Consider the following 13,679-nt stretch of genomic DNA (forward strand, 5'->3'; position numbering starts at 1 on the left):
TTCTCCTATTCTGGGATTTGTTGGGTGATACAGTGGATATTGCCACCACCTAAGAGAATATCTCTGGCTGGTATTCCGACAACTTTACGGTCTGGAAAACACTTACTGAGGATATCTAAGGCCACTTGGTCGTTTTGATCTTGAAACTGAGGAACTAGGACAGCCTTGTTGGCGATATAAAAGTTTACGTAGGAAGCTGCTAGTCGTTCACCTGCGTATCGCTCTTCTTCTCCTTCTTCATAGATGTAGCCTGGCAAATCCTCTTTGGTTACAACCTGACGAATAGCTGGGATAGGAAGCTTATGAATGGTGAAGTGACGATCTTTTGCATCTGTCTCTTGCTCTAAGAGTTCGAAATCTGCTTTTGACATGGCATATTGAGGATCACTTTCGTCGTCCGTCCAAGCCAAAACAAGCTCTGCAGGACCAACAAAGGCAGCAACATTGTCAATGTGTTCATTGGTTTCATCTTGATAAATACCATAAGGAAGCCAAATAACTTTTTCAGCTCCAAGGCTCTCTAATAAGGTATTCTCGATTTTCTCTTTAGTCAGGTGAGGATTACGCCCAGGACTAAGCAAGCAACTTTCAGTCACGAGAATGGTTCCCTGACCATCGCTATGGATAGCGCCGCCTTCCAGTACAAAAGGTTTGGCATCATAGACAGGCATTTCCAAGGCCTCAGCAAAACGACTAGCTACTTGGTCATCATCTTCATAATCTTGATAAAGACCATCATAGGTGCCACCCCAGGCATTAAAAGCCCAATCGACTGCCAACTTTTCTCTTTTATCATTGACAAGAATAGTCGGACCTGTATCACGGGCCCAGGCATCATTGGTGGGAATGTCTAAATAAATAACGCTATCTCCAAGATAAGATTGGGCTTCTGATAGATAGTCCCGCTCCACCAAGAGATAAACGGCTTCCCCTTCTGCTATGGTCTTAATAATCTGGCCGAAAGCTCTTTTGGCAGCCTTTCCTTGAAAAGGCCATGAACCTGGTCGAGTCGGCCATATCATGAGGGTACCATGGTGTGCTTCGTACTCTGCTGGCATGCGATAGCCTAATTTTTTTGGACTGTCCATCATGATAATCTCCCTTTAAAGTCTTGATAACCAAAAGCCTTTACCAAGTCACAATCTCCATTTTCATCCATAATATAAAGGCTTGGGAGACCAATACCGTTGAAGGTATTATTTTTGACAAAAGAATAAATGGCCATGTCTTCGAAATAAAGTCTGTCTCCGATTTGGACTGGATTTTCAAAGCTATAATCACCAATTACATCGCCCGTCAGACAGGTATTAGAAGAAAGTCTGTAAGTATGGGCTTTTTCCTGTGCCTCAAAGCCATTTCTCAAAGGTGGACGATAGGGCATCTCAAGTACATCAGGCATATGGCAGGTCGCAGAGGCATCTAAAACCAAGATTTCCATACCGTTTTCGACAATATCCAATACTTCAGTTGCTAGATAACCAGCATTGAGCGCAATGGCTTCACCCGGCTCGATATAAATTTCAAGATTGTAAGTTTCTCGGATACGCTTGATTTCTGAAATCAGCAAATCCACATCGTAACCTTCTCTTGTGATATGGTGTCCGCCCCCCATATTGAGCCATTTGACCTCATGTAAGTACGAACCAAATTGCGCTTCTACTGCTTTCAAAGTTGTCTGTAAATCATCTGCTCCCTGCTCGCAAAGGGTATGAAAATGAAGTCCGTCAACCAAATCCAACAAATCACTTGGTATCTTGTCTGAAGTTACGCCAAAGCGAGAGCCTGGAGCACAAGGGTCATAAAGCGCGTGATCACCCTGAGTTGAACATTGGGGATTGATACGGAGACCTATACTGATACCAGCCTCCCGACAACGAGCCCCATACTTACGCAATTGTCTCTCTGAGTTAAAGACGATATGATCCGTTATCTCCAGCAATTCCTCCAAGTCTGCATCCTTGAAAGCAGGCGCAAATACATGGACTTCTCCTGGAAATTCTTCCCTAGCTAGCTTAGCTTCATAGAGTCCACTAGCTGTCGTACCAGATAGATACTGGCTAATCAAGGGATAAGTTTTGTAAAGGGAATATGCCTTCTGGGCAAGCAAAACCTTACAGCCAGCTTCTTCTTGAACATATTGTAAAATGCGACAGTTGGCTTCTAACTTTGCTAAGTCAATGATGTAAGCTGGTGTTGGTACTTGTTCTAGCTTCATTAGTCCACCATTTGTGGATTTTCAACCACAACCCATGGCAAACCATACTCATTCAAAGCTTCCATAAATGGATCTGGATCCAATTCTTCAAGGTTGTAAACTCCAGCTTGTTTCCAAGTACCGTTCATAACCAATTTTGTCCCAATCATGGCTGGAACGCCAGTCGTGTAAGAAATTGCTTGTGAACCAACTTCTGCGTAACATTCCTGATGGTCGCAAACATTGTAGATGTAGATGGTCTTTTCAACGCCATCTTTGATACCTGTAAAGATACATCCAATATTGGTTTTACCTACAGTACGTGGGCCAAGGCTAGCAGGATCTGGAAGCAAGGCTTTCAAAAATTGGATTGGAACAATTTCTTGGCCATTAAAGTTAATGGTATCCGTACGAAGGAGTCCAACATTTTCAAGACATTTCATGTGCGTCAAGTAAGATTGACCAAAGGTCATAAAGAAACGAATACGTTTGACACCTGGAATGTTCTTAGCCAATGATTCGATTTCTTCATGGTGAAGGAGATACATGTCTTTTTGTCCAACTTGAGGGAAATCGTACTCGCTCTTGATAGACATTGCTTCCACTTCGACCCATTTTCCATCTTCCCAGTAAGAACCTGGCGCAGAAACCTCGCGTAGATTGATTTCTGGGTTAAAGTTTGTCGCAAATGGATAACCGTGGTCACCACCATTACAGTCTAAAATGTCGATATAGTGGATTTCATCAAAATAGTGTTTGAGGGCATAGGCTGAAAAGACACTAGTCACACCTGGGTCAAAACCTGAACCAAGAAGAGCGGTCAAGCCTGCTTCCTTGAATTTCTCCTGATAAGCCCATTGCCATGAGTAGTCAAAGTAGGCTGTAAAACCAAGTTCCTTGCAACGTTTCTCATAAATAGCACGCCATTCAGGGTCTTCTGTGTCTTCTGCTTCGTAGTTGGCTGTATCGATATAGTGAACACCTGTTGCCAAACAAGCGTCCATAATGGTTAAATCTTGATATGGTAAAGCTACGTTCAAAACAGCTTCTGGTTTGTAGCTTTCAATCAGGGCAATCACTTCTTCAACCTTGTCAGCATCAAGTGCGGCTGTTTCAATCTTTGTACTTGTTTTACCTTCTAGCTTCGCTTTCAAGTCATCACATTTTGACTTGGTACGGCTAGCAATCATAATCTCTGTAAAGGTTTCGCTATCTTGACAAATCTTTGAAATAGCAACTTGGGCAACGCCCCCACATCCAATAACTAATAAACGACTCATTTTCTTCCTTCCTCTTCTTCTAAAATGTCCTCAACATACTTGGGCAACATAAAGGCTCCCACGTGTAAGTTTGCAGTGTAGTATTCTGTGAAAAGCTGGCGTTTTTTCCAGCCTTCCTTATCAAAATCTTTGACAGGGTGGTATTTTTTCGATGCAAACCCAAATAACCAATAGCCAGCTGGACTGGTTGGAATATGGGCCTGATAGACCCGGCTGATTGGAAAGGCTTGATTGACCTTGCGATGCATACTTCGGCAAGCTGACTCATCCTCATCAAAGAAGGGACTCCCATGCTGGTAAATCATGATACCGTCTTCTTTCAGAGCCCTATAACTATTGCCGTAGAATTCCTTGGTAAAGAGCCCTTCCGTATGGCCAAACGGATCTGTCGCATCGTTGATGATAATATCGTAATCATCTTCGCAGTTTCGCAAAAAGCGTAGCCCATTTTGGTAGTAAATGGTAACACGAGGATCATCTAGCCCTGCAGCAAAGTCTGGGAAATACTCACGACAGACTTCAACCAACATCTCATCTGGTTCCACAATATCGATTTGTTCCAGCTCAGGATAGAGTGTTAATACTTGGGCGACACCGCCATCACCACCCCCAATAACCAATACTTTCTTGGGATTTGGGTGGACAGCCATGGGAACGTGGACGGTCATTTCATTGTAGACAAAATCATCCGCATCTGAAAACAAGACATGCCCATTTAAAATCAGTATTTTCCCAAAAGCTGGTGTATCCAAGACTTCGATATCCTGCCATTCACTTTTACCAGCGTAGAGTTGCTTGGCTGTTCTCAGGGACAATTTCACATCTGGAGTATGAACTTCAGAAAACCATAAATCCATCTAGTTCTCCTTTCTCTTAATGACGTTGATGTGATTGACCTCAGGATCTTCCGTCCCTTGGAGGGAGCAACCACGTTCCTTGGCAAATTGGATATAGTCTACAATTTCACGTATAATGCGTTCACCAGGAGCCAAGATAGGGATTCCTGGAGGGTAACACATAACAAATTCTCCACAGACTTGTCCAACAGAATCATCCAAGGTTAAACTTTTTCTTTCTGAATAGAAGGCTTCTTGTGGAGACAGCACTAACTCGGGCTGAATATATTCTCCAGCTATCAAGTCTTTTCCATCTCTCGAGTAAAGTCTCTTGATATCAGCCAAAGCACCGACCAAACGCTCGATGTCTTGGATACGATCACCAATCGAAATATAGGCCAAGATATTGCCAATATCACCAAACTCAATCTGAATGTCGTATTCGTCTCGTAGGAGGTCATAAACCTCGATACCTGTTAAGCCAATACCCTGAGTGTAAACGGACAGCTTGGTTACATCAAAATCACATACCGACACACCATCTATTAACTCTTTTGAGTAGGCATAGTAGCCACCTATGGCATTGATTTCACGACGAGCATACTCGGATAGCTCAATGACCTTCTCAAACGACTCTTTACCACGAAGAGCTAAGTTACGACGCGAAATATCCAGACTAGCCATCAACAAATAAGAGGCGGATGTTGACTGGGTAAGATTGATAATCTGACGTACGTATTCAGGATTTATCTGCTCCCCGATTAAAAGAAGCGAGCTTTGTGTCAAACTCCCACCAGACTTATGCATGGAAACTGCTGCCATATCAGCACCTGCATCCATAGCAGAAATTGGAAGTTTTTCAGTAAAATGCAAATGCGCTCCGTGGGCTTCATCTACTAAAACCACCATGCCAGCTTCATGAGCCATTTTTGTCAATCCCCTTAGGTCTGAACAGATTCCGTAGTAAGTAGGATTGTTAATCAAAATGGCCTTGGCATCTGGATGGTCCTTTATGGCCTTGGCTACTCGATCATTTTCAAGACCTAAAGCGATACCAATTTTAGGATCTACACTCATCTCGATATAGATGGGAATGGCACCACATAGAACCAGCGCATTGATAGCAGATTTGTGGACATTTCGTGGCAGAATAATCTTATCTCCTGCCTTGCAGGTTGCGAGAATCATAGTCTGCACCGATGAAGTTGTTCCTCCAATCATGAGAAAGGCATGGCTAGCTCCAAAAGCATCAGCTGCCAGCTCCTCTGCATCCCGAATAATCGAAATGGGGTGGCCTAAATTATCCAAGGGTTTCATCGAATTGACATCAATACCTACACATTTTTCTCCTAAGAGTTCGACAAGTTCTGGATTTCCTCGTCCACGCTTGTGACCTGGAACATCAAAGGGAACAATCCGTTTCTTGCGTAACTTCACCAAGGCCTCATAAATTGGAGCTTGGTTTTGATCTAACTCTTTCAAGACATACTCCTTTCCATATTTGTAGCGCCTCAAGAAGACGAAGGCGACTAAAGGTTGACTCATGAAAAAAGAGCAGGTTTTCACCTGCTCTGCAATCTTCTGACGTTTTTATGTTTGTTTCTGTTGAGTATGTCTGTTCCCGATGTTTCCTAACTCTCTAGTAGCAAATATTACGTACTTTATTGATCGTTTCACAAGATGACGTGTGCTTTCACCACACTAAAAATTTATGAATTAGGATAAGTGTCCTAACATCAACTTATAAAAGTAGGCTTTTAACCCTATCAATAATGTGGTTTTTCAACCACGCTTCGGCATTCAACCCTGCCTGTCCGTAGGCGTTTTTTACTCGGGTTTATATTTGCTAGAAAACATCATCTCATTTTCTAAGCTTTATTACTATATCATGTTTTTAAGAACTTGTAAAGCGGTTTACGAAGAAAATATAAAAATAGTTCGTAAAATATTTGGATTTTATTTGATTTAATACTAACTTTTCTCTTGTAAACGATTATAAAGTGAACAAAATGATTTTCATATTTAATTTAAAATTCTTTATGATATTCTATACACTTTACCCTCGGTGTTTGATCTATTAGAGAAGATGTCGACATTTTTATATCATTAAAATCGTGCAACTTTTTTCAGATACTTTTAAAAGATTGATTTCCCTATATTTTTCCTTTATACTGGATAAAAAGGAGAATAGTATGTCAGAAACAAATCACGAAATCGATTCAAATTTTGCAGGTCGTTTAAATATCCTGCGTGCGGGTGTTCTTGGTGCCAATGATGGAATTATTTCCATTGCTGGTGTGGTTATCGGGGTTGCTAGTGCTACGAGTAATATCTGGATTATCTTTTTATCAGGTTTTGCGGCTATTTTAGCTGGTGCCTTTTCAATGGCTGGTGGAGAATATGTATCCGTTTCAACTCAAAAAGATACCGAGGAAGCAGCCGTTGCGCGTGAGCAAGTCTTGCTAGACCAAGATATGGAACTAGCCAAAAAGTCCCTCTATGCTGCCTATATTCAAAATGGTGAGTGTGAAACATCAGCCCAACTTCTCACCAACAAAGCCTTTTTAAATAATCCGCTCAAGGCTTTGGTAGAGGAAAAATATGGGATTGAGTATGAAGAGTTTACCAATCCTTGGCATGCTGCTATCTCTAGCTTTATTTCTTTTTTCCTTGGTAGCTTACCACCAATGCTTTCAATTACCATTTTCCCAAGTGAATACCGCATCCCTGTTACTGTCCTTATCGTCGGTGTGGCCCTTCTTCTCACTGGTTACACTAGTGCCAAACTTGGAAAAGCCCCAACCAAAACGGCTATGATTCGGAACCTCGCTATTGGCCTCTTGACCATGGGAGTTACCTACTTACTCGGCCAACTTTTCAGCATTTAGAAGACAAGAAATACCTCGATTTTGAAGTCGAGGTATCTTTTTTTACATTTGCACAATTTTACGATAACTTCTAGAAGTAATCATGAAAATCAGCACATAGGCGATGAGGAAGATAGCGCAGATAGACAAGGTCACAATCAACATCATATTCGTATCTATTACACCAATTACTTTTAAAATCAGGCTAAGCATATGGTAGGCAAAAGCTAGATGTATGAAGGCAAAGAGCAAAGGAAGGAAGAAAACAGTTAAAACCTGTTTGTTGATGGTTTGCTTGATTTGCTTTTGATCTAAACCAACTTTCTGCAAGATAATAAAGCGCTCACGGTCTTCATATCCTTCAGAAATTTGTTTGTAGTAAATGACCAGAACAGTTCCGACCATAAAGATAATGGATAGGAAAATACCGATAAAGAAGACACCACCAAAGAGGGCACTCATCTGAGAACTAGCATCTGCTAGATTGCTACCATACACATAGCTACCTTCCGTGTTTAATTGAGCATTAAACTGATCGAGGTATTTATCATACTCGTCAGCGACCTTGAGTTGTTCTTCTTCGCTGGCATTTACATTCATGCCTCCGTAAAACTGATTATAGATAGCCGAATCTGGGAATTGGTCCAAAAAGGCTTGTAAATCAGGAACAACAAGGTAATTGTAATCAGCAGTCAAAATATTAAACTGATTTGGGACATGGTTCACAATGAAATCTTTATTAAATTCTTCTTTGACAGAAAATTGATGATCATTCAGAGTTAGAGCTTTCTGTCCTTTCAGTCCGTCATTTTTGGCAAAGAGACCGACCTCATTTCCTGATAGAGACAGTTTTTGACCAGTCATATTTTCATAATCTTTTTGGTCAAATACCATGAAAACTGTTTTTGGTTGGACACGGTTTTGTCCTTTTTCAAAAATAGTTAACTTGGTTCCTTCTTGATTCGCAACAGCAAAGTAAGTGTAACGAAGCACTTCTTTCTCTTTAATCTTATAACCTTTGTCACTTGCAAACTGGCTCAAGAGTTTGTCCAAATCTTCTTTTTCAACATTTTGTCCTGAAACCCCAAAATCATGAGGATTTAGAACTTTTTTAAAGGATTCTGCGGAATTGAAAATGCTTGTCGCTGCTGACATGGTTACCAAAACCATTGTTGACAAGATAGCGATGGTTGCTAGTCCAACCGCATTTTTCTTCATACGGAAAATCAAGTTGGAAACAGAGATGAGGTTATTAGGCTGGTAATAGTATTTCTTGTTTTTCTTTAGGATTTGAAGGAAAACGGTAATTCCTGCATTAAACAAGAGATAGGTCCCAAAGATAACCAGCAAAACAGCTAGGAAGAAGGTTGCTAAGGCTGTAAGAGGATCTTTTACCGTAAGGGCAAGATAATAGCCAATCCCTAAACTTATGGAACCAAGAATAGTTTGGAGAGGTAGGAAACGACCTTTTTTCTCACCACTAGCTTTTTCACGAGAAAGCTGGAGGGCATTCATACGGGCGATTCGAAGAGCATTCAGGAACATGAGGCCTAGGAAAATCAAACCAAAGACAACAAGTACTGTAATGACAACTTTCATCTGGAAGGTAGCGACTAGTTCTACCTTTAATTTCATCAGTTTGAGTAGGAAAGCGAAAATCAACTTATCAAACAAGGCTCCAATACCGATACCTGCACCAACGGTTAGAATTCCAAATAGCACTAACTCTTTAAAGGTCATACTGATCAGATGGCGTTTCTCCAAGCCCAACATGCCATAAATCCCTAGTTCCTTGGAACGGTTTTTCATGACAAAACTATTTGCATAGAGGACGATAATGGCAGATGCAAGTGTCACTACGATGAGACCTAGTTGTAGGGTAAATTGAATAGAAGATCCACCCCGCATCTCTGCCATTTTAGGATTAAAAGTTAATGAATAAAATAGATAGCTGATAGTAACTGCCAAGAGAACAGCCAGCGCAAAAGGATAGTAGAGTTTGCGGTTTTTAATCAAGTTCGATACCGCTAACTTATTGGTTAATCGAAACATACTAATTCACCTCGCTTGCCATGACAGTCAAGGTATCAGAAATTTCTTGGAACATCTGACGTTCTGTCTTCTCTCCACGATAGATTTGGTTGTAAAGAATGCCGTCTTTGATAAAGAGCACACGTTTAGCTCTGCTAGCTGCTGCCGTTGAGTGGGTTACCATGAGGATGGTTTGGCCGCGCTCATTGATTTCATCAAACACATCAAGTAAGGCTGCAGATGACTTGGAGTCAAGAGCTCCTGTCGGTTCGTCCGCAAGGAGAATTTCAGGTTCTGTGATGATGGCGCGGGCTACTGCTACACGCTGTTTCTGACCACCTGAAATCTCGTAAGGGTACTTCTCTTGCAATTGGTTGATGCCTAGATTCTCAGCTGTCACCACCAATTTCTTCATCATCTCCGTAATGGGTCTTCTTGACAATACAAGCGGAAGCAAGATATTGTCCTTAACAGACAGAGTATCTAGCAAGTTGAAGTCTTGGAAGACAAATCCTAGCTTTTCACGACGGAAGCTAGAAGCCTGTGAATTTTTAATGGTTGCTGTATCAGTTCCATTCAAATAAACCTGACCACGAGTTGGTTTATCAAGCATAGCTAGAATATTGAGAAGAGTTGATTTACCAGAACCAGACTCACCCATGATGGCAACGTAGTCACCCTTTTCTACGGTAAAGTGAATATCCTTGAGGGCCTCTACTTGGTTGCCCTGAAAACGAGTTTTATAAATTTTTTGAACGTGTTTTACATCTAAAAGTGTCATGAGAATCTCCTTTCTTAATATCCCATCAAATGAAATGTCGCTTGCATCATAGCACATCCAAGTTGAACGCGCTCAATATCTTTGTGGTTTGGTTGTTTTGTTTTCTTCTGTAAGATTTGTTTCATGATGTTACTCCTTTGTTCTTTATGAGTCTAGTTTACATCAAAAAAAGACCGCTTGCCATAACCTAACCTTACAAAAAAGACTTTAATCTTACATTTTTGTAAGATTGGGGGAAATGTAGATATTTTATTAAAAATATTTTACCATAAAAAGAAAGTAAGAAGAAAACCCTTGCAGATACAAGGGTTCAGAAATTTTAAAATAGATTAGTCGAATTCATAGACTAACAGTAAAATAACTGTTTCTACCTCACCAAAACCATCCATCATTTTCTTCAATAGCTTGGGCTTCTTTGCGTTTACGTGGGCCTGTTCCGTACATTTCTGCTTCGATTTCTTCCTTGGTTGGCATGATAGAAGCTAGGATGATATAGATAATCACGCCAAGTCCAAAGTTTGCAACTGTAAAAATGGCAAACAAGAAACGAACAAGGGTAACATCAAAGTTCCACTTGTCTGACAGACCTGCCAGAACTCCTGAAATCATGCGATTTCGTCTCATTTTATAAAATTTACTGTTCATGATTTTTCCTCTTTCTGCTAGGTTAGACATAGTATATCACGGGTAGGCTCGGCTTTCATCAGTCCTCAGGCTGATTTATAAGTAGCAATTTACCTCGACAAAGTCCACAGCGATAGCGTTTAGTATCAATCCTACGCTTGCGATGATACCTTTGCTGGCAGGATTGACAACGATAAAGCTTGAGTGGTTTAGAGTTACTATTTGGCAAGGTTGGTACAAACCGTAATCCATCCACTGCTTTCAACAGTTCCTTAAAATCTCGATCCTTGTGTTGATAGCCCTTCCCTTGAAAATAGAGGTGATAATGACAGAGTTCATGTCGGACAATTTTCCTAAAAACATCCAGACCCAATTCCTGATAAACCTTTGGGTTGAAATCCAAATGCCCATCTTTGGGGAAAAATCGCCCACCTGTCGAACGTAGACGCCTATTCCACTGGGCATGATGGATAAAAGGTCTGCCGAAGTCTTCTAGTGAAACTTGCTTGACGTAATCAGTTAGATTCATCTGGAGCTAGGAGCGACAGATTGACTTTTTCACGTTCAGTATCAATTTTCTTAACCCAAACGGTCACCAAATCTCCAACTGATACCACTTGACTTGGGTGTTTAATAAATTTGCGACTCATATGGGAAATATGAATCAAGCCGTCCTCGTGAATACCGATATCAACGAAGGCACCGAAATCAACGACGTTACGCACCACTCCTTCTAGCTTCTGACCAACCACTAAATCTTTAATATCTAGGACATCTTGGCGAAGCACAGGTGCATCAAAGGAATCACGGAAATCTCGACCTGGTTTGAGAAGGTCTGCAATGATATCTTTAAGGGTTTCTGGACCAAGGTCTAGCTCTTGCGCCATTTCCTTGACTGAAAGCGACTTGAGTTTGCTTTGTGCTTCTTCATTCAAGTCCTTGATATCCAAGCGTTTGAAGAGCTCCTTAACCGCAGCATAGTTTTCTGGGTGAACCCCTGTATTATCAAGGATATTTCTACTTTCAGGTATACGGAGGAAACCAGCTGCCTGTTCAAAGGCCTTGGCCCCCAGACGAGGAACTTTCTTGATTTGGGCGCGTGAAGTGATTTTTCCTTCTTCTTCACGGTATTTGACGATATTTTCAGAAATAGTTTTATTGAGTCCAGCCACGTGAGAAAGAAGAGCTGGGCTGGCCGTATTAATATTAACACCGACTTGGTTAACTACCGTATCCACGACAAAGTCCAAACTTTCAGACAGTTTCTTCTGGCTGACATCATGCTGGTACTGACCAACACCGATTGACTTAGGATCGATTTTGACCAATTCCGCAAGAGGATCTTGCAAACGACGGGCGATAGAGATGGCAGAACGCTTTTCAACGGTTAATTCTGGAAATTCCTGACGAGCAAGTTCGCTGGCAGAATAGACCGAAGCACCACTTTCATTTACAATGACATAACTAACCACAGGAAAATCTTTCAGAACTTCCGCCACAAAGGCTTCACTTTCACGACTGGCCGTCCCATTTCCGATGGCAATAATCTCTACACCGTATTGACCAATCAAATCTGCCAGATCTTTCTTGGATTCTTCGATTTGACGAGCTGATGCTGGTTTGACAGGATAAATGACCTGAGTTGTCAGCATTTTCCCTGTTGCATCCACGACAGCTAGCTTGGCACCTGTACGAAAGGCAGGGTCAAATCCAAGAACCACGCGCCCTTTCAGCGGAGCAACCAAGAGGAGATTGCGCAGATTGTCAGAAAAGAGTTGGATAGCTCCTTCTTCTGCCTTTGCTGTTAATTCTGTCCGAATACGTCGTTCGATAGCAGGCAAAACTTTTTTCTTAACGGATTGTTGAACAACTTCATCAATATAGGTATTTTTTACCTTAAAACGAGCAGCAAAGAAGGCAAGGATACGGTCCGTTGCATGTTCAAAACCGACCTTCAAGACACCAAGTTTCTCCCCACGATTGAGGGCTAAAGTACGATAGCCTTGCATATTTCCAACTGTCTCAGAAAAATCATAGTAAATCTGAAAAACCTGCTTTTCATCAAGACTTTCATCCTTGACTTGAGAAGTGAGTTTAGAGTGTCTCAGAACTTCCTGATAAGTCATGGAACGCAAGGTCACATCTTCCGATAAGGCTTCGACCAAGATATCAACTGCACCAGCCAAGGCCTCCTTACCAGTCGCAAATCCTTCACAGACGAACTTTTCAGCTTCCTTCTCTAAGCCAGCTACATTCTGCAAAATCAAGCGAGCAAGTGGGAAGAGTCCGGCTTCACGGGCAATAGTTGCCTTGGTACGACGTTTTTCCTTGTAAGGAAGGTAGAGTTCTTCAACGTCTGCTAGTTTTTCGGCCGCTAAGATTGCTTCTTCCAACTCCTTGGTCAACTTGCCTTGTTCTTGAATCTTAGCCAAGACAGCTTCCTTGCGGTCGTTGAGGTTGGTCAGACTTTTATCCAAGTCAATAATGGCCTTAATCGCCACCTCATCCAGACTACCAGTCATGTCCTTCCTATAACGCGCGATAAAGGGAATCGTCGCCCCTTCAGCTGTCAAACTTAGAACGATATCAATTTGCTTTAAAGTCACTCCCAAATCTTGGGAGATTTTTTCATATTTTTTATCCATGAATCTATTATACCACAAGCTATACGTTTCAAATTAGCTCTTACAATTTTAAAACATAAGTTGGTGAATAAATTTACTTCATTTCAATATTCTATTTATTGAGAAGGTTTTAATTTAAAATTCTACTAGATTACAAAAGGATTAGTGATTAAATTTTCACTGTTTTTATTTTTGACAATAATGCGCCACTATTCTCCCTCTCTATTCTTCAAGAAAACCCTTTTTTGAACAATAGGATTGTAATTTCTGTTTCTAATCGTCCAAAATGCGTGTTTTTGAGAAATAAAAAAATCGCAAGCCTGAGCCTGCGGAGGGGATAATCTTTTTTGAAATTTTTAAACAAAAAAGGAGCATTTAAGCTCCCTCCTTTGAAATAACGGACACTTGGCTGGTCGGTGTACCCAGCATCTCAGATACCTTT

Annotated in this window: 11 protein-coding genes; 1 reads left to right on the forward strand and 10 read right to left on the reverse strand. The window is 41.2% G+C overall.

What is annotated here, in order from left to right; genetic code table 11:
* Positions 1-5: 5 nt before the first annotated feature.
* The 5 genes from aguA to ACLNCW_RS02935 are packed head-to-tail and all read right to left on the reverse strand — an operon-like array spanning position 6 to position 5,792.
* Positions 6-1,091 (reverse strand): agmatine deiminase, encoded by a 1,086-nt coding sequence (gene aguA / locus ACLNCW_RS02915; RefSeq protein ID WP_049510698.1) that lies wholly within the window; start codon positions 1,089-1,091, stop codon positions 6-8.
* The gene (gene nspC, locus ACLNCW_RS02920; protein ID WP_424845340.1) at positions 1,088-2,215 is read right to left on the reverse strand and encodes a carboxynorspermidine decarboxylase; all 1,128 of its coding nucleotides are present in this window, start codon (positions 2,213-2,215) and stop codon (positions 1,088-1,090) included. Before nspC ends, aguA begins: the two co-directional genes overlap by 4 nt.
* Entirely contained in the window at positions 2,215-3,474 is a 1,260-nt protein-coding gene (locus tag ACLNCW_RS02925; RefSeq protein WP_424845341.1) for a saccharopine dehydrogenase family protein, read from the reverse strand. Before ACLNCW_RS02925 ends, nspC begins: the two co-directional genes overlap by 1 nt.
* Positions 3,471-4,331, reverse strand: coding sequence for a polyamine aminopropyltransferase (gene speE / locus ACLNCW_RS02930; protein WP_247934324.1), 861 nt, complete (start codon positions 4,329-4,331; stop codon positions 3,471-3,473). The genes ACLNCW_RS02925 and speE overlap by 4 nt, the downstream gene beginning before the upstream one ends.
* On the reverse strand, positions 4,332-5,792 hold the full coding sequence (locus tag ACLNCW_RS02935; protein WP_424845342.1) for an aminotransferase class I/II-fold pyridoxal phosphate-dependent enzyme: 1,461 nt from the start codon (positions 5,790-5,792) through the stop codon (positions 4,332-4,334).
* Positions 5,793-6,502: 710 nt separating this feature from the next.
* Between ACLNCW_RS02935 and ACLNCW_RS02940 the strand changes: the two genes are divergently transcribed.
* Positions 6,503-7,198 carry a VIT1/CCC1 transporter family protein gene (locus tag ACLNCW_RS02940; protein ID WP_424845343.1) on the forward strand — a complete coding sequence of 232 codons (696 nt, stop codon included), beginning with the start codon at positions 6,503-6,505 and terminating at the stop codon, positions 7,196-7,198.
* Between the two features lie 42 nt (positions 7,199-7,240).
* Here ACLNCW_RS02940 and ACLNCW_RS02945 read toward each other — a convergent pair whose 3' ends face one another.
* The 5 genes from ACLNCW_RS02945 to ACLNCW_RS02965 form a co-directional block, all read right to left on the reverse strand.
* Complete coding sequence (locus tag ACLNCW_RS02945) at positions 7,241-9,229, reverse strand: ABC transporter permease (RefSeq protein ID WP_424845344.1); 1,989 nt, start codon at positions 9,227-9,229, stop codon at positions 7,241-7,243.
* Between the two features lies 1 nt (position 9,230).
* Positions 9,231-9,989 (reverse strand): ABC transporter ATP-binding protein, encoded by a 759-nt coding sequence (locus ACLNCW_RS02950; protein WP_000173372.1) that lies wholly within the window; start codon positions 9,987-9,989, stop codon positions 9,231-9,233.
* A 372-nt stretch (positions 9,990-10,361) separates the two neighbouring features.
* Complete coding sequence (locus tag ACLNCW_RS02955; protein ID WP_033685104.1) at positions 10,362-10,634, reverse strand: PspC domain-containing protein; 273 nt, start codon at positions 10,632-10,634, stop codon at positions 10,362-10,364.
* Between the two features lie 58 nt (positions 10,635-10,692).
* On the reverse strand, positions 10,693-11,142 hold the full coding sequence (locus ACLNCW_RS02960; protein ID WP_084926556.1) for a SprT family protein: 450 nt from the start codon (positions 11,140-11,142) through the stop codon (positions 10,693-10,695).
* The gene (locus ACLNCW_RS02965) at positions 11,129-13,258 is read right to left on the reverse strand and encodes a Tex family protein (protein WP_424845345.1); all 2,130 of its coding nucleotides are present in this window, start codon (positions 13,256-13,258) and stop codon (positions 11,129-11,131) included. The genes ACLNCW_RS02960 and ACLNCW_RS02965 overlap by 14 nt, the downstream gene beginning before the upstream one ends.
* Positions 13,259-13,679 lie beyond the last annotated feature (421 nt).

This window comes from Streptococcus sp. CL6.22 (assembly GCF_049738055.1).
GTDB lineage: Bacteria > Bacillota > Bacilli > Lactobacillales > Streptococcaceae > Streptococcus > Streptococcus mitis_DJ.

Bases quoted from the DNA above. Each gene is read 5' to 3' on its own strand.
- ACLNCW_RS02940 (WP_424845343.1), top strand. From the start codon at position 6,503: ATGTCAGAAACAAATCACGAAATCGATTCAAATTTTGCAGGTCGTTTA.
- ACLNCW_RS02965 (WP_424845345.1), bottom strand. From the start codon at position 13,258: ATGGATAAAAAATATGAAAAAATCTCCCAAGATTTGGGAGTGACTTTA.
- speE (WP_247934324.1), bottom strand. From the start codon at position 4,331: ATGGATTTATGGTTTTCTGAAGTTCATACTCCAGATGTGAAATTGTCC.
- aguA (WP_049510698.1), bottom strand. From the start codon at position 1,091: ATGATGGACAGTCCAAAAAAATTAGGCTATCGCATGCCAGCAGAGTAC.
- ACLNCW_RS02950 (WP_000173372.1), bottom strand. From the start codon at position 9,989: ATGACACTTTTAGATGTAAAACACGTTCAAAAAATTTATAAAACTCGT.
- ACLNCW_RS02925 (WP_424845341.1), bottom strand. From the start codon at position 3,474: ATGAGTCGTTTATTAGTTATTGGATGTGGGGGCGTTGCCCAAGTTGCT.
- ACLNCW_RS02955 (WP_033685104.1), bottom strand. From the start codon at position 10,634: ATGAACAGTAAATTTTATAAAATGAGACGAAATCGCATGATTTCAGGA.
- ACLNCW_RS02960 (WP_084926556.1), bottom strand. From the start codon at position 11,142: ATGAATCTAACTGATTACGTCAAGCAAGTTTCACTAGAAGACTTCGGC.
- nspC (WP_424845340.1), bottom strand. From the start codon at position 2,215: ATGAAGCTAGAACAAGTACCAACACCAGCTTACATCATTGACTTAGCA.
- ACLNCW_RS02945 (WP_424845344.1), bottom strand. From the start codon at position 9,229: ATGTTTCGATTAACCAATAAGTTAGCGGTATCGAACTTGATTAAAAAC.